The organism is Micromonospora sp. WMMD754 (assembly GCF_049315235.1).
In the GTDB taxonomy this organism is placed as follows: domain Bacteria; phylum Actinomycetota; class Actinomycetes; order Mycobacteriales; family Micromonosporaceae; genus Micromonospora; species Micromonospora sediminicola.
This window is the reverse complement of the sequence record NZ_CP186058.1, coordinates 4234152-4253260: the sequence shown is the minus strand read 5'-3', so window position 1 is coordinate 4253260 and position 19109 is coordinate 4234152. Positions and strand designations below refer to the sequence as shown.

Genomic DNA, 19109 nt, shown 5'->3' with positions numbered 1-19109 from the left:
GAGCCGGTCCGGACCGTTCCGCGTCCGAGCCGGGCCGGCCCCGAGGCATGGCGAGCGCCGCTCCGTCGCCCGGAGTTCCGGACAGACACGGCGCCGTCGGCGCCGCGGGCACCGGCGCACGCCGCCTGTCGAGCTGAGTGGTTCGTGATATCGCGAGCCGCCACATCGCGCGCGGCCACCAGCCGCCTCCGTGCCCTCCGTCGATCATGGAGTTGTGGCGCCTGACAATGCCCGTCGATCCGGGCGAACCGGGAGCCACAACTCCATGATCGACGCGACCTGTCGACAGATGATCCGGTGGCGCCGACGGGCTGGGCTTCTCACCGGGGCAGGTGGCCGTCGAGGGCGTGCCTGTCTCGGTCGAGCCCGTACCTCACCGCGATCCCGAGGCGGGCCGCCCGATCCGGGACGCCCCGCTGTGCGCGCATCGCGGTCGGCGAGTGACCGCGTCACCCTCGGACGGCTGCGGACGCACGACGTCGGCGCGCCGGCGACGGAGTGACGGTCGGTGACCGGGGACCGGACACGGCCGACGGTGTCGGGGGCGGGGCAGCGCGGACCGTCCGGCGGCGGGGTGCGAGAGTGGGGCCGTGCTCGCCGACGTACCGCTCGACCTGCCGGTCCGACCGGTGCTGCCGGCGTTGGTCGAAGCGCTGCGGGAGCGGGGCGCCGGCATCCTGGTCGCGCCGCCGGGCACCGGCAAGACCACCACCGCGCCGCTCGCGGTCGCGGACGCGGTCGCCGGTCGGGTGGTGATCGCGCAACCCCGGCGGGTGGCCGCGCGCGCCGCCGCGCACCGGATGGCCGCGCTGCTCGGCGAGCGGGTCGGCGACCGGATCGGCTACGCCGTGCGCGGCGAGCGCCGGGGCGGGCCGCGTACCCGGGTCGAGGTCGTCACCACCGGCCTGCTGGTGCGCCGGCTCCACCACGACCCGGAGCTGCCGGGGGTGGGCGCGGTGCTGCTCGACGAGTGCCACGAGCGGCAGCTCGACGCCGACCTGGCGCTGGCGTTCACCGTGGAGGCCCGGGCCACGCTCCGCCCCGACCTCTGGCTCCTCGCGATGTCGGCGACGCCGCGGGCCGACCGGTTCGCGGCACTGCTCGGCGGGGACGCCCCCGCGCCCGTGGTGCGGGCGCAGGCCGCGCTGCACCCGGTGGAACGGGTCTGGGCGCCGCCGCCGCGTCCGGTGACCCCGCCCGGCGCCGGCCGGGTGGACCCGATGCTGCTGGACCACGTGGCCGCCACGGTCCGCCGGGCGTTACGCGAGCGGGACGGCGACGTGCTGGTCTTCCTGCCCGGCGCGGGCGAGATCGCGGCGGTCGCGGGCCGGCTGGGTGGCCTGCCCGACACCGTCGTCCTGCCGCTGCACGGCCGGCTGCCCGGGTCCGCCCAGGACGCCGCGCTCGCCCCGGCCCCGGGTCGCCGCCGGGTGGTGCTGTCCACCGCGGTGGCGGAGAGCAGCCTGACCGTGCCCGGGGTACGGGTGGTGGTGGACGCCGGGCTGAGCCGGGTGCCCCGCACCGATCTGGCCCGTGGGCTGGGCGCGCTGGTCACCGTGCCGGTGTCCCGGGCGGCCGCCACCCAGCGCGCCGGACGGGCCGGGCGGGAGGCGCCGGGCGCGGTCTACCGCTGCTGGTCGGAGGCGACGCACGCCCGGCTCGCCCCGCAGCCGGAGCCGGAGATCGCCACCGCCGACCTGACCGGGTTCGCGCTGGAGCTGGCGGCCTGGGGCGCGCCGGACGGCGCCGGTCTGGCGCTGCCCGACCCCCCGCCGCCGGCCGCGCTCACCGTGGCCCGGGAGACGCTGGCCACGCTCGGCGCGGTGGACGCCGACGGCCGGATCACCGCGCGGGGCCGGGCGGTCGCGGCGGTCGGCACCCATCCCCGGCTGGCGCGGGCGCTGCTGGACGGTGCGCCCCGGGTCGGCGCGGACCGGGCCGCCGAGGTGGTGGCGGTGCTCGCCGAGGAGACGCTGGGCGGCGCGGGGGACGACCTGCCGGCCCGGTGGCGCCGACTGCGCGCCGGCGCGGACCCGGCCGCCACCGCCCGCTGGCGGATCGAGGTACGCCGGCTGCGCGCCGCCCTGCCCGCGGGCGGTCCGGAACCCGCGCCCCGCACCACGGGGTCGCGACGACCGGAGCGCCCGCTTCGTGCCGCGTCGCCCGGCGGCGGGTCGCCAGGGCCGGAGCGACTGCCCGACGATCTGGCCGCGGGGCTGCTGGCCGGTCTGGCGTACCCGGAACGGCTGGCCCGGGCGCGGCGGGCCGGCGGGACCGCGTACCTGATGGCCGGCGGGACCGCCGCGGAGCTGGCGGCCGGGTCGGGGCTGACCGGATCGTCGTGGCTCGCCGTCGCGGTGGCCGACCGCTCCCCCGGCGCGCCGGCCGCGCGGGTGCGGCTGGCCGCGCCGATCGACGAGGCGACCGCGCGGGAGGCCGGCGCGGGGCTGCTGCGCACCGACCGGGAGGTCGTCTGGTCCGCCGGGGACGTGGTGGCCCGGGAGGTGGTCCGCCTCGGCGCCGTCGAGCTGGTCGACCGGCCGTTGACCGCGCCGGACCCGGAGCTGGTCGCCGCGGCGGTGCGCGACGGCCTGCGCCAGGAGGGCCTCGGCCTGCTCGGCTGGTCGCCGGAGGCGACGGCGCTGCGCCGCCGGCTGGCCTTCTGCCGGTCGGCGCTCGGCGACGACTGGCCGGACGTCTCCGACGTCGCGCTGCTCGACGCCGCGCCGCTCTGGCTCGGGCCGGAACTGGGCCGGGTCCGCCGCCGGGGCGACCTCGTGCGGGTCGACGTGGCGGGGGCGCTGCGTCGGCTGCTCGACTGGCGGCAGGCGGCCCGGCTGGACGAGCTGGCGCCGGAACGGCTGCCGGTGCCCAGCGGCTCGCGGATCCGGGTCGACTACACCGACCCGGCCGCCCCGGTGCTGGCGGTGAAGCTGCAGGAGACGTTCGGCTGGCGGGACGCCCCCCGGATCGCCGACGGCCGGATGCCGGTGCTGCTGCACCTGCTCTCCCCCGCCGGGCGGCCGGTGGCAGTCACCGCGGACCTGGCCTCCTTCTGGCGGACCGGGTACCCGCAGGTGCGGGCGGAACTGCGCGGGCGCTACCCGCGTCACCCGTGGCCGGAGGACCCGACGACGGCGGAGCCGACCCGGCGGGCCAGCCCGCGCCGGCGCTAGGCGCGGTCACTCCTCGACGACGTCGGCGATCACCACGGTGATGTTGTCCGGGCCGCCGGCGCGCAGCGCGAGGTCGATGAGCCGGGCCGCGCAGGCGTCCCGGTCCAGGCCCTCGCCGAGCACCTCGGTGAGCGTGTCGGCGCGGACCACGTTGGAGAGGCCGTCGCTGCACAGCAGCCACCGGTCGCCGGCCCGGGGCACCATGGTCGCGTACGTCGGGGAGACCTGGTCGCCCTGCAACGCCTGGGTCACCACGGCGCGCCGGGGGTGGCTGCTCGCCTGCTCGGCGGTGATCACACCCTGGTCGACGAGCATCTGCACGAACGTGTCGTCGCGGGTGACCTGCTTGAGCACGCCCTCGCGGAACAGGTAGGCCCGGGAGTCGCCGACGTGCGCCAGCGCCAGGCAGCTGCCGGTGCGGGCGAACAGCAGCGCGGTCAGCGTGGTGCCCATGCCCTGGCGCTCCGGGTCCTCCTCGACGGCCCGGCGGATCCCCTCGGTGGCCCGTTCGATGGCCCCCTGGAGCGCGGCGACCAGCGCGTCCTCCGGCGTCTCCACGTCCAGCGGGGCGATCGCGTCGATCGCGATGCGGCTGGCCAGGTCGCCGGCCGCCATGCCGCCCATGCCGTCGGCGACCGCGACCAGCCAGGCGCCCGCGTGCTGCGCGTCCTGGTTGCCGCTGCGGATCAGCCCACGGTCGCTCGCTCCGACGGAACGAAGCTTCAGGGTCATGGGTCGCAGCCTGCCAGGTCGAGGGCTCGGTTGTCTCTAGGAGATCACCACCATCGTACGTGGCGCGGTGGACCCTCCTGCGCACGGGCGCACGCGGGCCATCGGGTCGGATCGATTGACAGAGGCGGAACGCGATGGAAACATCGCCCTGATAGTGGGAGCGCTCCCAGCTCCCGTGCTCTCCTCCACCACCCCCGAGCACGGAAGGAACCCTCCGTGACCCGATCCCGTCGTCGGCTGGTCGCGCTCGCCGCGGCCACCACCCTGGCGCTCGCCGCCACCGCCGGCCCGGCCTCCGCCGAGGTGCCGCCGGACGCCCCCGAACAACTGCGCAACGGCGACTTCAGCGCCGGCGTGTCCCCCTGGTTCTCCTACGGCACCGGTGACCTGGCGGTCACCGACGGCCGGCTCTGCACCACCGTCGCCGCCGGCACGGCCAACCCCTGGGACGCCGGCATCGGCCAGGATGCGGTGCCGCTGATCTCCGGCGCCGAGTACGAGCTGTCCTTCGACGTCTCCGCGACCCCCGGCGCGGCCGTCAAGGCGGTGCTCCAGCTCGGCAGCGCCCCCTACACCACGTACGCCAGCGTCGACGCCACCGCCACCGGCACCGCGCGGCACGTCACCACCACCTTCACCTCCCCCGCCGACAACGCCGGCGCCCAGCTCATCTTCCAGATCGGCGGCAGCGCGCAGGCGCAGACGTTCTGCCTCGACAACGTGTCGCTGCGCGGCGGCGAGGCGGCCCCGCCGTACGAGCCGGACACCGGGCCGCGGGTCCGGGTGAACCAGGTCGGCTACCTGCCCGGCGGGCCGAAGCACGCCACCGTGGTCACCGAGGCCACCGGGGCGCTGCCCTGGCAGCTGAAGTCGGCCGCCGGTGCGGTGGTCGCCAGCGGCGAGACCACGCCGCGTGGCACCGACGCCGCCTCGGCGCAGAACGTGCAGACCGTCGACTTCTCGGCGTACCGCACGCCGGGCACCGGCTACACGCTCACCGTCGACGGCGAGACCAGCCACCCGTTCGACATCTCCGGCACGCTCTACGACCGGCTGCGCGCCGACTCGCTCCAGTTCTTCTACGCCCAGCGCAGCGGCATCGCGATCGACGGCGACCTGATCGGCGCCGAGTACGCCCGCCCCGCCGGCCACCTCGACGTCGCGCCCAACCAGGGCGACACCGACGTGCCCTGCCAGCCCGGCGTCTGCGACTACACGCTGGACGTGCGCGGCGGCTGGTACGACGCCGGCGACCACGGCAAGTACGTGGTCAACGGCGGCATCGCCACCTACCAGCTGCTCAACGCGTTCGAGCGGACCAAGACCGCGGAGACCGCCGACGGCGGCGCGGCCCTCGGTGACGCCACGCTGCGGGTGCCCGAGCGCGGCAACGCCGTGCCGGACGTGCTCGACGAGGCCCGCTGGGAGCTGGACTTCCTGCTGCGCATGCAGGTGCCGACGGGTGAGCCGCTGGCCGGGATGGTGCACCACAAGATCCACGACAAGAACTGGACCGGCCTGCCGCTGGCCCCGCAGGACGACCCGCAGCCGCGCGAGCTGCACCCGCCGTCCACCGCCGCCACGCTCAACCTGGCCGCCGTGGCCGCGCAGTGCGCCCGGCTGTTCGCCCCGTACGACGCCGCCTACGCGGCCCGCTGCGCCACGGCCGCGAAGACCGCGTACGCGGCGGCGAAGGCGCACCCGGCGATCTACGCGTCGGCCAGCGACGGCACCGGCGGCGGCGCGTACGACGACACGAACGTCACCGACGAGTTCTACTGGGCCGCGGTCGAGCTGTGGCTGAGCACCGGCGACAAGGCGTTCCTGGCCGACGTCACCGCCTCGCCGCTGCACACCGCCGACGTCTTCACCCCGAACGGCGCGTTCGGCTGGCAGAGCGTGGCCGCGTTGGGCCGGCTCGACCTGGCCACCGTGCCGAACACGCTGCCGGCCGCCGAGAAGACCCGGATCCGCGCCTCGGTGACCGCCGCCGCGGACCGCTACCTGGCCGCGCTCGACGACCAGGCGTACGGGCTGCCGATGCCGGGCACCGCCGACGCGTACGTCTGGGGCAGCAACAGCAACGTGGTGAACAACGCGATCGTGCTGGCCACCGCGTTCGACCTGAGCCGCGACGCGAAGTACCGGGACGGCGCGGTGCAGAGCGCCGACTACCTGTTCGGCCGCAACGCGCTGAACATGTCCTACGTGACCGGTTGGGGTGAGCAGAACGCGCACAACCAGCACAGCCGGATCTTCGCCCACCAGCTGAACCCGGACCTGCCGAACCCGCCGGCCGGCTCGCTCGCCGGCGGCCCGAACGCCGCCCTCCAGGACCCGTACGCGGCGAACCTGCTCGCCGGGTGCGCGCCCATGTTCTGCTACGTCGACGACATCAACTCGTACGCGACCAACGAGGTGGCGATCAACTGGAACTCGGCGCTGGCCTGGCTCGCGTCGTTCCTGGCGGACCAGGGTGACGCCTCGGCCGTGCCGGCGCCCACCTGCGCGGTCACCTACACCACCCACGGCAGTTGGCCGTCCGGCTTCACCACCCAGGTGACGGTGCGCAACACCGGCACGACGGCGGTGAACGGGTGGACGCTGCGGTGGGCCTTCACCGGCGGCCAGAAGGTCAACCACGCCTGGTCGGCGGAGGTCGCCCAGACCGGCGCCACGGTCACCGCGAAGAACCTGTCGTGGAACAGGAAGCTCGCGCCCGGGGCGTCCACCACGTTCGGCCTGAACGGCACGGGTTCCGCGACCCCCAACCCCGACCCCACGCTGGTCACCCTGAACGGGAAGGCCTGCACCGTCTCCTGACCGACGCTCGTGCGGTGGTGGCGCCGGCCCGGCGTCACCACCGCACGGTCGGCGAACCGCCGGGTACGGTCCCGGCATGGCGTATCTGCTCCTGGCGCTGGCGATCACGGCCGAGGTGGTCGGCACCAGCCTGCTGAAGGCGAGCGACGGGTTCACCCGACTCTGGCCCACGGTCGGCCTGGTGGCCTGCTACCTGGCCGCGTTCGGGCTGCTCGCCCTCGTGGTCCGGGACGTCCCGGTCGGCGTGGCGTACGCGATCTGGTCCGGACTGGGCACCGCCGCGATCATGGCGGTCGGGGCGGCGTTCCTGGGCGAGCCGCTCAGCGTGACGAAGGTGGTGGGGGCCGGTCTGGTCATCGCCGGCGTGGTGGTGCTCAACCTCGGCGGCGCGCACTAGGTGCGGGCCGGGTTCAACCTCCGGCCGCGCGCAGCAGCCGGAGCTGGCCGATCTCGGCGGCGTTCTTCATCAGCTCGACGTTGACCCAGGCCACCAGGTGCGCCACCGTGAGCCCGGCGTCGCCCGGCCAGGGGTACGCGGACGGACGGGCCAGGTCGACCTCGGTGAGGCCGTCGAGGAAGTCCGCCGGGTCGAGCCGGTCGAGGTGGTATTCGACAAGCGCCCAGGTCAGGTCGAACTGCCAGCGCGGCAGGGCCGGATCGGTGGGGACGGACACCGGGCGATGGTGGCACGGCCGGGGTCGCCGGTCGACCGGTTAACCGGCCGGGAACTCGGGGTGGGCGCCGGCCCGCCGGACCATGTCGTCCCACTGGCGGGCGACCGCCGCCAGGTCGTCCCGTCGACTCCGCTCGAACTCCGCCAGCTCTGGCGCGACGGCGCGCAGCGCGGCCTGCCCGGCCGGCCGGCGACACTCGGCGTCCGACCCGATCCCGCGCCACCAGCGCCACCCCGCTCCGGGCGGTGGGTGGAACACCGCGTCGCGGCAGGGACGACGATGCCGCGGAGTGCGAAATACCGCTGAGTCATAAATATGACCAGGCGGTATATCGCACGACAATCATCGCTGCCCGCCGCCCGCCGCCCGCTGCCCGCGGCCCGCGGCCACCGGGTCAGCCGACCGTCCGGCGCATCGCGACCCGGTCGGCCGGATCGAGCCCGAGCGCCGCCTCGGCGACCAGCAGCCCGACCAGCCCCGGCGTCAGTGCGGAGGCGTCCAGCTCGCGGAATCCGCAGCGCGCGTAGTACGGCCCGTTCCACGGCACCGACCGGAACGTGGTCAGCGTCAGTGCCGGCAGCCGCTCCGCCGCCGCCCACCGCGCCACGTCGTCGAGCAGGCCCCGGCCGATCCCGCGCCGGGCGTACGCCGGGTCGACGCTGAGCTGCTGCACGTGCGCCGCGCCGTCGACGAGGTCGACCAGCGCGAACGCGATCGGGCGGTCCGCCGCGTCGACCGCGACCCGCAGCCGGCCGGCGCGTTGCCCGGTGGCGAGCGCGTCCAGCGGCAGCGGCGGCATGTCGGCCACCCGGGTCATGCCGATCTCGCGGAACGGTGCGCCCGAGGCCACCTCGATCCGCTGCACCTCGGCCAGCTCGTCGGCCCGGGCGGTCCTGCTCGCGTCCACGGGCCGACCCTGGCAGAGCGGGCCGACCGAGGCGACCAGATTTCTCCGGGCATGCCGTCCTGCCGCGCTACGGCCCGCGCGCGACGTGCGCACCGGCACACCACGGACCTTGCCCGAGCGGCCGGGCAGCGAGCAGCGAGCAGCGAGCAGCGAGCAGCGAGCAGCGATGATCGGCGGAACGCCATAGGTGCGTCGCGGCTGGGAGCACACCCGCCCCGCCCGGGCGTTCCGACGGCGGCCGGCCAGCACGCGCACGGTGTGACCGACCTCGCCTCGGGCGGGACTCCGACGCCGCGTCTTCGTGTCTAGCGTCGGGCCCATGACCCGCAGTCGACGCCATCCGGCCACCGAATCCTGCGCGGCAGCGCCCCTCGGGCACTGATGGGACGCGTCTCGCCACTCCCCCCGCCCGGGCCGTTGCGCACTCTCGCGCTCGCCACGCTGGCCAACACGGTCGGCACCGGGCTGTGGCTGGCCGGCGGGGCGCTCTACCTGACCCGGGACGTGGGGCTCTCCCCGACGTCGGTGGGTGCGGGGCTGACCGTCGCCGGGCTGGTCGGCCTGACCGCCAGCGTGCCGCTGGGCGGCCTGGCGGACCGCTGGGACCCGCGTACGCTGCGGGCCGCGCTCCAGGTCTGCCAGGCGTTCGCCGCGGCCGCGTACCTGCTGGTCGACTCGCTTGCGATGTTCCTGGTGGTGGCGGTGCCGGAGGCGCTGCTGTCCGCCGGGAACCTGGCGGTGCGGGCGGCGCTCGTCGCCGCCGTCGGCGGCCCGACCGGACGGGTGCACGCCTTCGCCACGCTGCGCGCGGTGGCCAACCTGGGCACCACCGCCGGCACCGCGCTGGCCGGGATCGCGCTGGCCGTGGACACCCACCGGGCGTACCAGGTCCTGGTGCTCGGCAACGTCGCCACCTATCTGCTCTCGGCGGCGCTGCTGTTGCGGGTGCCACGGCAGGCGGCACGTGCCGGCGGCGCGCGGCGGGCGGCCGGGTCGATCCGGCGCGGCGGGCCGTTGCGGGACGGGCGCTTCCTCGCGGTGAGCGGCACGTCGGCGGTGCTCGGTACACACCTGACCGTGCTCACGCTGGTCGTGCCGCTGTGGACGGTCGGCCAGGCCGGCGCGCCGCCCCCGGTGGTGTCGGCGGTGCTGCTCGTCAACACGGTGCTAACCGTGCTGCTGGCGGTGCGGCTCAGCGGCGGCGCGGAGACCGCCGCGCCGGCCGCGCGCAAGCTGCGCCGGGCCGGGCTGGTGCTGGCCTCGGCCACCCCGCTCTACGCGGCGACCGCCGGCCTGCCGGTGCTGCCGGCGGTCGGGGTGCTGCTGGTGGCCACCGCCGTGTGGACGGTGGGCGACCTGTGGCACGCCTCGGCCGGCGCCGGGCTCGCCTACGACCTGGCCCCGCCGCACGCGATCGGCGCCTACCAGGGCGCGGACGGGCTGGTCGCCGGGCTGGCCCAGGCGCTCGGCCGGGGCCTGCTCACGTTGCTCGTGCTGGGCGGCGGGGCGGTGGGCTGGCTGGTGCTCGGCGCGCTGTTCGCGGCCGTCGGGCTGACCGCCCCGGCGCTGGCCCGGCGCGCGGTGGCGAGCCGGCCGGCGCCCACCGGGGAGCCGGCCGCCGCCGGGCAGCCGGTCGCACCCGTGTAGCAGCATGGCGGGATGACCGACCAGCGGAACATCACCATCCGTCCCGGCGGGCCGGACGACGCCCCCACCGTGCTGCGCCTGCTCGACAGCGCCACCGCGTGGCTGGTGGAGCGGGGCCGCACCGACCAGTGGGGCACCACGCCGGCCTCGGCCGACCCCCGCCGGATCGACCAGGCCGCCGCGTGGGCCGGTGCGGGCGGCCTGCACCTCGCCGACATCGACGGGACGGTCGTGGGCGCGCTGGTGGTCGGCGCGGCGACGGAGTACGTGCCGCCGCCCACCGAGCCGGAGCTGTACGTGAACCTGCTGGTCACCGACCGGGCGTACGCCGGTAACGGGGTCGGGGCGCGGCTGCTGGCGCACGCGGCGGAGCTGGCCCGCGACCGCGGTGTCGGCCTGCTGCGGGTGGACTGCTTCCGGAGCCCGGACCGGTCGCTGGTGCGCTTCTACGAGGGGTGCGGCTTCACCGCCACCGACCCGTTCACCGTCCAGCGGCCGGGGCGGGCGCCGTGGCCCGGGCAGGTGCTGGCCCGCCGGGTCGGCTGAGTCAGCCGATCTCCTCGTCGACGAAGCACCAGCGCCACGACTCGCCCGGCTGCACCGACCGCATCACCGGGTGCCCGCTGCTCTCGAAGTGCTTCGTGGCGTGCTGGTAGGGCGACGAGTCGCAGCAACCCACGTGCCCGCAACTCAGGCAGGCCCGCAGGTGCACCCAGTCGTCGTTGCCGATGGCGACGCAGTCGGGGCACTCGCTGGTGGTGCTCGGCTCGGCCCCGCCCGGCTCGGCCAGGTGCTGGCAGCTCATTCGTCGACCTCCTGTCGCAGCAGGGACTCTTCCAGATCCAGATCACGATAGGCGCGGGTGAGCACCTCCTCCGGGATCCGGCCGGAGTCGCGGGCGGCGCGGAACACCTCCCGCTCGGCGTCGATCATCTCCTGTCGCAGCCGCGCGTACGCCTGGGAGGGGGTCTCCCGCTCGGTGCCGCCGAGCCGTTCCCAGGCCACGTTGGCGCGGGACGTGGTCAGCCCGCGCAGGCGTTCCACCACGGCCTCCGGCGCGCCCCCGGCCAGCGCGTCCAGCCGTTCCCGGGCCGCCCGGCTGGCCTGCTGCTGCACCCCGGCGGCGGACAGCGCGTCCTGCACCGGATCGTCCGGCGGCAGCCGCAGCCGCCGGGCCAGCCACGGCAGCGTGGCACCCTGGCCGACCAGGGTGGCCACGATCACCGCGAACGCCAGCCAGATCAACAGCGCCCGCGGGTAGGGCCGGTCGTCGGCGAGGGTGAGCGGCAGGCCCAGCGCGGCGGCCAGCGTCACCACGCCGCGCATGCCGGCCCAGCCGATGACGATCGGGAACTGCACCGGGGGCGCCGGGTCGCGCCGCCGTACCCGGGGCACCAGCCGGGCCAGGTAGGTGGCCGGGAAGACCCAGACGAACCGGGCCAGGAACACGGCCGCCAGCACCGCGACGGTGATCGCCGCCAGCGAGCCGACCGGCTCGTCGAGGTCGCGCAGCACCTCGGGCAGTTGCAGGCCGACCAGCAGGAACACCAGCCCCTCCAGCAGGAACTGGATCAGCCGCCAGAACGCGGTCACCTGGAGCCGCGAGGCGGCCGACATGAGCAGCGGCAGCTTGTGCCCGATGCCCAGGCCGGTGACCACCACCGCGACCACGCCGGAGGCGTGGATCTCCTCGGCGGCGAACACCACCGCGAACGGGATGATCAGCGACAACGCGTTGTCCAGGACCGGGTCGGTGATGCGCTTGTGCAGGTAGCCGAAGACGACCACGCCGAGCAGCCCGACGAGGACGCCGCCGCCGGTGGCGACCACCACCTCCCGGGCCACGTAGCCGAAGCTGACCCCGCCGGCACTCGCGGTGGCGGCGACGATCGCCACCCGCAGCAGCACCAGCGCGGTGGCGTCGTTGACCAGGCTCTCGCCCTCCAGGATGGTGACGACCCGCCGGGGCAGGCCGACCCGCCGGGCCACCGCGGTGGCGGCGACCGCGTCGGGCGGCGCCACCACCGCGCCGAGCGCCAGGCAGATCGCGTACGGCAGGTCGGGCAGGAACAGGTGCACCACGGTGCCCACCACGAACGCGGTGAAGATCACCAGCCCGACGGCGAGCAGCAGGATCGGCCGCAGGTTGAGCCGGAACGCCGGCACCGACGTGTTCACCGCCGCCACGTAGAGCAGCGGTGGCAGGATGCCGACCAGCACCAGGTCGGGGTCCAGCCGCACGTGCGGGACGAACGGCAGGAAGGACAGCGCGAGGCCGAGCACGACCAGCAGGATCGGTGCGAGCAGCCCGAGTCGCCGGGCCAGCGCCGCGCCGAAGGTCGCGATCGCCAGGAAGACCACGACCTCGAACAGAGCTTCCATGGGGTCAGAGCCTAGGCGTCCGGCGGCCGGACCGTGATCACGCGCCCCCGCGCACCTTCGGCAGCACCTCCGCGCCGAACGCGTCGACGAACGCCCGCTGCTCCTGCCCGACGTGGTGCAGCGCGATCTGGTCGAAGCCCAGCGCCACGTACTCCTCCAGCCAGCCGACGTGCCGGCCCAGGTCGGCGGAGACGTTGACGGTCTCGGTGACCTTCGCCATCGGCACGTCGGCGCTGACGGTGTCGAAGTGCTCGGCGGTCTCCAGGTCCCAGCAGACCGGCGGGGCGAAGACGTTGCTGCGCCACTGCTCGTACGCGATCGCCTCGGCCTCGGCCTGCTCGGGCGCCCAGCTGACGTGCACCTGCAGGTGCAGCGGTCCGCGCCCGCCGGCGTCCCGGTAGGCGTCGATCATCTGGCGCAGGTGGTCCACCGGCGCGTTGACGGTGATCAGGCCGTCGGCCCACTCGGCGCACCAGCGGGCGGTGGCGACGCTGACGGCGGCGCCGACCAGCGCGGGCGGCTCCTCGGGCCGGGTCCACAGCTTCGCCCGGTCCACCGTGACCAGCCCGTCGTGGCTGACCTCCTCGCCGGCCAGCAACGCCCGGATCACGTCGACGCACTCGCGCAGCCGCGCGCTGCGCAGCTCCTTGCGCGGCCACACGTCGCCGGTGATGTGCTCGTTGCTGGCCTCACCGGTGCCCAGCGCGGCCCAGAAGCGGCCCGGGTACATGGCGCCGAGCGTGCCGATGGCCTGCGCGATGATGGCCGGGTGGTAGCGCTGGCCCGGCGCGTTGACCACGCCGAACGACAGGTTCGTGGCCTGCAGCGCGGCGCCGAGCCAGGACCAGGCGAAGCCGGACTGGCCCTGCCGCTCGCTCCAGGGCGAGAAGTGGTCGGAGCACATCGCGGCGTCGAAGCCGGCGCGCTCGGCGTGGATCACCGCCTCCAGCAGCTTCGCCGGGTGGATCTGCTCGTGGGATGCGTGAAAGCCGAACGCCGTCATGGGCAGCACTCCTACCCATGACGGCGTCCGGCCAACCGTGGCTACTCGGCGTGCGCGCCGGCGCCCGCACCGGCCTCCCCCTCGCCGATCCAGACCGTCTTGGTGTTGCAGAACTCCCGCATGCCCAGGGCGGACAGCTCGCGGCCGTAGCCGGAGTTCTTCACGCCGCCGAACGGCAGCTCCGGATAGGACGTGGTCATGCCGTTGATGAAGACGTTGCCCGCGTCCAGGTCCTCGGCGAAACGTTCCTGTTCGGCCGGGTCGGTGGTCCAGGCGTTGGAGCCGAGGCCGAAGCTGGTGCCGTTGGCCACCTCGATCGCCTCGTCGTACGAGCCGACCCGGTAGAGGCCGGCCACCGGCCCGAACACCTCCTCGCCCCACATCCGCATCTCCGGGCGCAGGTCGGTGACCACGGTCGGCGGGTAGAACCAGCCGTCCCCGGCGGGCTTCTCGCCGCCGCACAGCACGGTGGCGCCCTGGTCGACGGCGTCGGTCACCTGCGCGTGCACCTCGTCCCGGCCGCGCTCGCTGGCCAGCGGGCCGACGTCGGTGTCGTCGTCCATCGGGTCGCCGACCCGTAGCGCCGCCATCCGGGCGGCGAACTTCTCGGCGAACGCGTCGAAGACGTCGGTGTGCACGATGAACCGCTTGGCGGCGATGCAGGACTGGCCGTTGTTCTGGCAGCGGGCGGTGGTGGCGACCTCGGCCGCCTTGTCCAGGTCGGCCGAGGGCATCACCACGAACGGGTCGCTGCCGCCCAGCTCCAGCACGGTCTTCTTGATCTCCCGGCCGGCGATCTGGGCGATGGACCGGCCGGCCGGCTCGCTGCCGGTCAGCGTGGCGGCGCGCACCCGCGGGTCGCTGAGGATCCGGTCCACCGCGTCGGAGCCGACCAGCAGGGTGGTGAACGCGCCCTCGGGGAACCCGGCCCGCCGGAACACGTCCTCCAGGTGGAGCGCGGTCTGCGGCACGTTGGAGGCGTGCTTGAGCAGGCCGGTGTTGCCGGCCATCAGGGCCGGCGCGGCGAAGCGCATCACCTGCCAGAGCGGGAAGTTCCACGGCATCACCGCGAGCACCGGGCCGATCGGCTGGTAGCGGACGTACGCCCGCTTCGCCTTGACCGCGGCGGCGTCGGCCGGCTCGTCGGCGAGCATCTTCGGCGCGTTCTCGGCGTAGAAGCGGCAGGCGGTGGCGCACTTGGTCACCTCCGCCTTCGCGGCGGCGTACGTCTTGCCCATCTCGGTGGTCATCAGCCGGGCGGTCTCGTCCCGCTCGGCGTCGAGCAGGTCGGCGGCGGCCAGCAGCCACCGGGCGCGCTGCGCGATCGTGGTGTCCCGCAACTGCCGGTACGCGAGGTGGGCGCGCTCGATGGCGCCGTCGATCTGTTCGTCCGACATCGCGTCGTACGTCTTGAGCACCTGTCCGGTGGCGGGATTGGTGGTGGCGATGGGCATCTCGTACTCCTGTCACTCGAACAGTGAGTGCCGCACGCCCGGCTCCTCCCGGCGGCGGGCGGCGCGGCGGCGCTGGATCACGACCAGGTCGACCACGGCCACCACGGCGAGGAGCGCGCAGACGACGCCCAGCCAGGCCACGTCGGCGGCGAACGCGAGCACCGCGAAGACGGCCATCACCACCAGACCGAACAGGGCCAGCACCAGGCGCAGGTTGAGCGCGCTGTTCGCGTGGCCGACCGTGCCACGGGCGCGGCGGGGCTGTGATCGGGTCATTCCTCCCGGCTACCCCGGCACGGCCGGGGTTAACCGGTGGGGCGCGTGGTGGCGCTTCCGGGCCGGTGATCCGGGACACGCGGCGGGTACGCGGTGGATGGCGCCACCGGGCGGGTGCGTTACATCGGTCTGCCGGTACCGACGGAGATCCCGCGGCGGTGGAGAGGATGGGCATGACCACGACGCAGGCCGTACCCGTGACCGTCGCGGTCTCCCGGCGCGCCGACCCGGCGCGGACCGGTGAGATGGTGGCGTGGATGCGGGCCGGCACGGCGCTCGCGGAGAGTTTCCCCGGTTTCCTCGGCGCCGGCTTCGTCCGCAGCGCGCCCGGTTCCGCCGAGTGGCACGTGATGTACCGCTTCGCCGACGCCGACACGCTGCGCGGCTGGGAGGACTCGCCGCAGCGGCACTGGTGGCTGAGTTCGGCCCAGGGCATCGTCGAGCACACCCGGGTGGAACGCCGTACCGGCATCGAGGGCTGGTTCGACCCGCCGGTGGACCACGTGGTGGAGACGTTCGGCGAGGCCGAGCCGGTCGTGCCGGCCGCGCCGCCGCGCTGGAAGCAGGCGGTCACCATCTGGCTGGCGTTCTTCCCGCTCAGTCTCACCGCCACGCTGCTGACCGCGCGGTTCCTCGCCGACGTGCCGCTGGCCGGGCGGACGCTGCTGATGACGCTGGTGCTGACCCCGTTGATGACGTACCTGGTGCTGCCGCGCATCACCCGGGCGCTGCACTGGTGGCTGCACGGCCTGCCCACGCCGTGGCGCCGGTGACTTCACGATCGGGTCGCACCACACCGATGTGAACGACGGTCGTCGATGGCAGAAAGGCGACAGAGCTCCCGGACGGACGGTCGAGGCGCATAGGGTCGACGGGCCCGTTGCTGCCGCCGGACGGGGGACCTGAATGCCTCGACGTTGGATCGCCGCGCTGGCCTGCCTCGCGGCGCTGGTCGCGCTGGCCTGCGACGGCTCCGGCTCGGCCTCGCCCCGCCCGACCGACACGCCCCGCCCCGGCGACCCCCGGGTGCTGACCGCGCTCGGCGACTCGATCAGCACCGGCTTCGGTTCCTGCCTGGTGCTGGTGAGCTGCGAACGCAACTCCTGGTCGACCGGGGACAGCCTGCGGGTGGAGAGCGTCTACCGGCGGCTGCGGGCGGACGCGCCGGCGCTGCGGGCGTACAACCGGGCGGTGCCCGGCGCCCGCGCGGCCGGGCTGGCCGACCAGGCCCGGGCCGCGGTACGCGACAAGGCCGACCTGGTCACCGTGCTGATCGGGGCGAACGACGCCTGCCGGGACGACGTCGACGCGATGACGCCGACCGCCACCTTCCGGAACCAGGTCGACACCGCGCTGGCCGTGCTGCGCAAGGGCCGGCCGAAGGCGCGGGTGCTGGTGGTCAGCATCCCGGACCTGCACCGGCTCTGGCAGCTCGGGCACACCGAGCCCCGCGCGGTGCGGGCCTGGTCCCGGGGCGTCTGCCCGGCGCTGCTGGCCGACGCCACGTCGACCGCGCCCGCCGCGGTCGCCCGCCGGGCCCGGGTCCGGGAGCGCCTCGAGGCGTACGACGCGCAGCTGCGCGCCGCCTGCCGGGCCTACGGTTCGCGCTGCCGCTGGGACGGCGGCGCGGTCCACCGGCACCGGTTCGACCTGAACCAGGTCAACGCGCTGGACTGGTTCCACCCCAACGCCGCCGGGCAGGGCCGGCTGGCGGAGGTGGCCTGGAACGCCTCCCGCTGGAACGACTGAGCGGCCCGCCGGGCGGGCCGACCGTCGGTCAGGGTTGGCGTGGGCCGGGCAGGTGGCGGGGCCCGGCGTCGCGGTAGAGCGACCGGGCCCGGTCGGCGAGTTCCCTGGTGGCCGAGGAGTTGGCCCAGGTGCCGAGCACGATGGCGGCGCCCGGGACGACCTTGGCGAACATCCGCTTGGCGGCGCGCACCCCGGCCATCCGGGCCAGCCGCACCCCGAGCTGGAGCATCACCCGGCCCAGCGCCCGGTCGCCGGCCGAGCCGAACAACGCGCCGGCGCGCTCCCGGCCGGCGGCCACGCCGAGCGCCAGCCGGGCGGTCTCGGCGACCTTGTGCACCCGCTGGAGCACCAGCAGGTCCGTCGCCCGGTCGGTGTGCGTCGGGTCGGCGCCGTAGGCGGCGGCCACGTGCAGCACCAGCCGGGCCTGGGTCCAGGCCAGCACGCCGACGTCGATGACGGCGCCGGGCAGCCCGGCGGCGCCGGAGACCGCGCCGGAGAGCCGGGCGTGGTTGACGAACCGGCGGACCGCCTGGTCGGCCAGGTGCTCGGCCGGCACGTCCGGCCGCAGCGCCCGCTCCCGGGCGGCCCACTGCGCGGCCTCCGGGCCGAGCCGGCGCACCGCCTCCAGGGCCAGGTGCTCCGGCGCGTACTGCGGGTCCTCGCGCATCCGGTCCCAGAGCGGGGCCGGGGGCGCCTCGGGCGCGTCCACCGGTGGGACCGGGGCGGGGTCGTGCTGCCCGTCGACGGGGGCGGGGTCGGTCACGGGGGGCTCCGAGGCTCGTCGGGCGGGGGCGGGCGGGTCAGCGCCGGCGGTTCGACGACAGCCGGGTGGCGATCTGCCGCAGCCGGGCCTGGTTCTCCGGCTTGGCCATCTCACGCCGGCCGCGGTCGACCAACTGCTGGCCGCGCGGCGACCGCAGGAAGGCGGTGATCCGTTGCATCAGCGACATGACGTCCTCCTGTCCGCGGTCCCCATCATGTGTACCTGGAACCGGCAAGTCCCTGATACCCGGACCGGCCGTCCGGCAACCGTCCACACCGGTCAGCCCAGGATCTCCGCCACCACCTCGCCGGCCCGCCACTCGTGCTGCGCGTACGCGTCGGGGAACGCGGAGATCTGGACCGCCTGGGCGGCGACCGAGAGCGGCATGTCCTGCCAGCCCGGGATCTCCTCCAGGGCGGAGAGGAACGCCTTGGTCGCGTACTCGGGGTCCATCAGCTCGGCGACGGTGCCCCAGCCGCTGCTCGGCCGCTGCTGGAACAGCCCGACCGAGTCGTGGTCCCAGCCGATGGCCTGGTGCGGGTACTCCTGCGACTCGGGCAGCACACCGCTGGCGTAGTTCAGCAGGGTGCTCTCCTGCATGGCGGTGGCCACCGCGATGACCAGCGCCCGGCGCGGCACGCCCATCTCCCGGCCGGCCCGCACGATCTGCGTGGCGTTGTCCATCTGGGCGCGGGTCAGGCCGGCGACCGGGACGATCCGCCGCGGCTTCGGCTTCGGCTTCGCCTTCGGCTTCGCCTTGGCCGTGACGGTCGGGGAGGGGGTGGCGCTCGGGGTGGTCGGCACGGTGCTCGGGCGGGCCATGCCGCGCGAGGCGGCGTCCACCGCCGCCCGCTCGGCGGCCTCGGCGGTGAGGGCCGGGGACGGGGCGCGCTCGGGGGCGCCGAAGCCCACCTGGCTGACGCCGACCAGGCCGAGGCAGCAGGCCGCGCCGGTGGCGACCGCGAGCCTGGTCCGGCCGGGCCGGGGGGCTATGGGGGTGCGCAGGGCCCGGAAACGGGTACGCCAGCTGCCGGTGGCCTCCGGCGGACAAGCGGTTGTCGGATCGGTCGAGGGGGTATCGTCCGAACGGTCAGCCGGGCGGCCGGGGCCGTTCGGGTCGTCGAGGGTGCCGTCGTCACGCATCCGACGAGGCTAGGCAGGGCAAACCGGGATCACCCAGGCCCAACGGGTGGCCCTCGCCACACTTTGGTCCGGACCTGCCCGACATTGCCCCACACCACCCCCCGGGCAGGGTCAGAACCGGCGAACCGGACCAACCTCCGGTCCGCCGAGCGCCCGGGCGGCGCGGGCAGGAACCTCGCAGCCGCCCACCTCCCGGCCGATGATCCACTAACTCGTCCGTTCGGACGATACGGCGGTGGCCCGGCCGATCCGGGGCGTGGCCGAATTGTGATCACCAACCGGGCAGCGGACCGGTCCGTAACGGAATGGACCACACCCCCCGGTACGTTGGCCGAACCGGGGGCGCCGTGCGCGCGGCGCTTCCGTACGCGTCGACAGGG

General features: G+C 75.3%; 19 protein-coding genes. 7 read left to right on the top strand and 12 right to left on the bottom strand.

Going from position 1 to position 19109, the window contains the following annotated elements:
• The first annotated feature begins 590 nt into the window (after positions 1–590).
• Positions 591–3176, top strand: coding sequence for an ATP-dependent helicase HrpB (gene hrpB, locus ACN27B_RS20515; RefSeq protein WP_422741294.1), 2586 nt, complete (start codon positions 591–593; stop codon positions 3174–3176).
• A gap of 6 nt (positions 3177–3182) precedes the next feature.
• Here hrpB and ACN27B_RS20510 read toward each other — a convergent pair whose 3' ends face one another.
• Positions 3183–3908: a PP2C family protein-serine/threonine phosphatase gene (locus tag ACN27B_RS20510; protein ID WP_091578389.1), complete on the bottom strand. Its 726-nt coding sequence runs from the start codon at positions 3906–3908 to the stop codon at positions 3183–3185.
• A gap of 216 nt (positions 3909–4124) precedes the next feature.
• Between ACN27B_RS20510 and ACN27B_RS20505 the strand changes: the two genes are divergently transcribed.
• Positions 4125–6731 carry a glycoside hydrolase family 9 protein gene (locus ACN27B_RS20505; RefSeq protein ID WP_422741293.1) on the top strand — a complete coding sequence of 869 codons (2607 nt, stop codon included), beginning with the start codon at positions 4125–4127 and terminating at the stop codon, positions 6729–6731.
• A gap of 76 nt (positions 6732–6807) precedes the next feature.
• Positions 6808–7128: a DMT family transporter gene (locus ACN27B_RS20500; protein WP_091578394.1), complete on the top strand. Its 321-nt coding sequence runs from the start codon at positions 6808–6810 to the stop codon at positions 7126–7128.
• A gap of 13 nt (positions 7129–7141) precedes the next feature.
• Here the strand turns inward: ACN27B_RS20500 and ACN27B_RS20495 are convergent, their stop codons facing one another.
• The 3 genes from ACN27B_RS20495 to ACN27B_RS20485 all read right to left on the bottom strand — a co-directional run bounded on the left by ACN27B_RS20495 (position 7142) and on the right by ACN27B_RS20485 (position 8312).
• The gene (locus tag ACN27B_RS20495; protein ID WP_422741292.1) at positions 7142–7405 is read right to left on the bottom strand and encodes a hypothetical protein; all 264 of its coding nucleotides are present in this window, start codon (positions 7403–7405) and stop codon (positions 7142–7144) included.
• A gap of 39 nt (positions 7406–7444) precedes the next feature.
• Positions 7445–7663, bottom strand: a complete 219-nt coding sequence (locus tag ACN27B_RS20490) for a hypothetical protein (protein ID WP_396821152.1) — start codon at positions 7661–7663, stop codon at positions 7445–7447.
• 136 nt (positions 7664–7799) lie between these two features.
• Positions 7800–8312 carry a GNAT family N-acetyltransferase gene (locus ACN27B_RS20485; protein ID WP_422741291.1) on the bottom strand — a complete coding sequence of 171 codons (513 nt, stop codon included), beginning with the start codon at positions 8310–8312 and terminating at the stop codon, positions 7800–7802.
• 381 nt (positions 8313–8693) lie between these two features.
• Here ACN27B_RS20485 and ACN27B_RS20480 point away from each other — a divergent pair, with 381 nt between their 5' ends.
• On the top strand, positions 8694–9959 hold the full coding sequence (locus tag ACN27B_RS20480) for an MFS transporter (RefSeq protein ID WP_422741290.1): 1266 nt from the start codon (positions 8694–8696) through the stop codon (positions 9957–9959).
• 12 nt (positions 9960–9971) lie between these two features.
• Positions 9972–10505 (top strand): GNAT family N-acetyltransferase, encoded by a 534-nt coding sequence (locus tag ACN27B_RS20475; protein WP_422741289.1) that lies wholly within the window; start codon positions 9972–9974, stop codon positions 10503–10505.
• Position 10506: 1 nt separating this feature from the next.
• Here ACN27B_RS20475 and ACN27B_RS20470 read toward each other — a convergent pair whose 3' ends face one another.
• Genes ACN27B_RS20470 through ACN27B_RS20450 form a run of 5 tightly spaced genes read right to left on the bottom strand, consistent with a single transcriptional unit; the run spans position 10507 to position 15074 of the window.
• A complete protein-coding gene (locus ACN27B_RS20470; RefSeq protein ID WP_099161637.1) occupies positions 10507–10764 on the bottom strand; it encodes a UBP-type zinc finger domain-containing protein in 258 nt (85 codons plus the stop codon).
• Positions 10761–12341, bottom strand: a complete 1581-nt coding sequence (locus ACN27B_RS20465; RefSeq protein ID WP_355522415.1) for a Na+/H+ antiporter — start codon at positions 12339–12341, stop codon at positions 10761–10763. The genes ACN27B_RS20470 and ACN27B_RS20465 overlap by 4 nt, the downstream gene beginning before the upstream one ends.
• A 37-nt stretch (positions 12342–12378) precedes the next feature.
• Positions 12379–13344: a TIGR03885 family FMN-dependent LLM class oxidoreductase gene (locus ACN27B_RS20460; protein WP_099161639.1), complete on the bottom strand. Its 966-nt coding sequence runs from the start codon at positions 13342–13344 to the stop codon at positions 12379–12381.
• A 41-nt stretch (positions 13345–13385) separates the two neighbouring features.
• Positions 13386–14798, bottom strand: coding sequence for an NADP-dependent succinic semialdehyde dehydrogenase (locus tag ACN27B_RS20455; RefSeq protein WP_422741288.1), 1413 nt, complete (start codon positions 14796–14798; stop codon positions 13386–13388).
• A gap of 12 nt (positions 14799–14810) precedes the next feature.
• Positions 14811–15074, bottom strand: coding sequence for a DUF6343 family protein (locus tag ACN27B_RS20450; RefSeq protein WP_091578415.1), 264 nt, complete (start codon positions 15072–15074; stop codon positions 14811–14813).
• A gap of 173 nt (positions 15075–15247) precedes the next feature.
• Between ACN27B_RS20450 and ACN27B_RS20445 the strand changes: the two genes are divergently transcribed.
• Both ACN27B_RS20445 and ACN27B_RS20440 read left to right on the top strand, forming a co-directional pair.
• Positions 15248–15847, top strand: coding sequence for an antibiotic biosynthesis monooxygenase (locus tag ACN27B_RS20445; RefSeq protein WP_091578417.1), 600 nt, complete (start codon positions 15248–15250; stop codon positions 15845–15847).
• A gap of 133 nt (positions 15848–15980) precedes the next feature.
• Positions 15981–16823: a GDSL-type esterase/lipase family protein gene (locus tag ACN27B_RS20440; RefSeq protein ID WP_422741287.1), complete on the top strand. Its 843-nt coding sequence runs from the start codon at positions 15981–15983 to the stop codon at positions 16821–16823.
• Between the two features lie 28 nt (positions 16824–16851).
• Here ACN27B_RS20440 and ACN27B_RS20435 read toward each other — a convergent pair whose 3' ends face one another.
• From ACN27B_RS20435 to ACN27B_RS20425, 3 genes are all read right to left on the bottom strand, one after another.
• The gene (locus tag ACN27B_RS20435) at positions 16852–17586 is read right to left on the bottom strand and encodes an EcsC family protein (RefSeq protein ID WP_099161642.1); all 735 of its coding nucleotides are present in this window, start codon (positions 17584–17586) and stop codon (positions 16852–16854) included.
• Positions 17587–17623: 37 nt separating this feature from the next.
• A complete protein-coding gene (locus ACN27B_RS20430; protein ID WP_172967812.1) occupies positions 17624–17773 on the bottom strand; it encodes a hypothetical protein in 150 nt (49 codons plus the stop codon).
• A 92-nt stretch (positions 17774–17865) separates the two neighbouring features.
• Positions 17866–18729: a peptidase M23 gene (locus ACN27B_RS20425; RefSeq protein WP_422741286.1), complete on the bottom strand. Its 864-nt coding sequence runs from the start codon at positions 18727–18729 to the stop codon at positions 17866–17868.
• Positions 18730–19109: the final 380 nt, after the last annotated feature.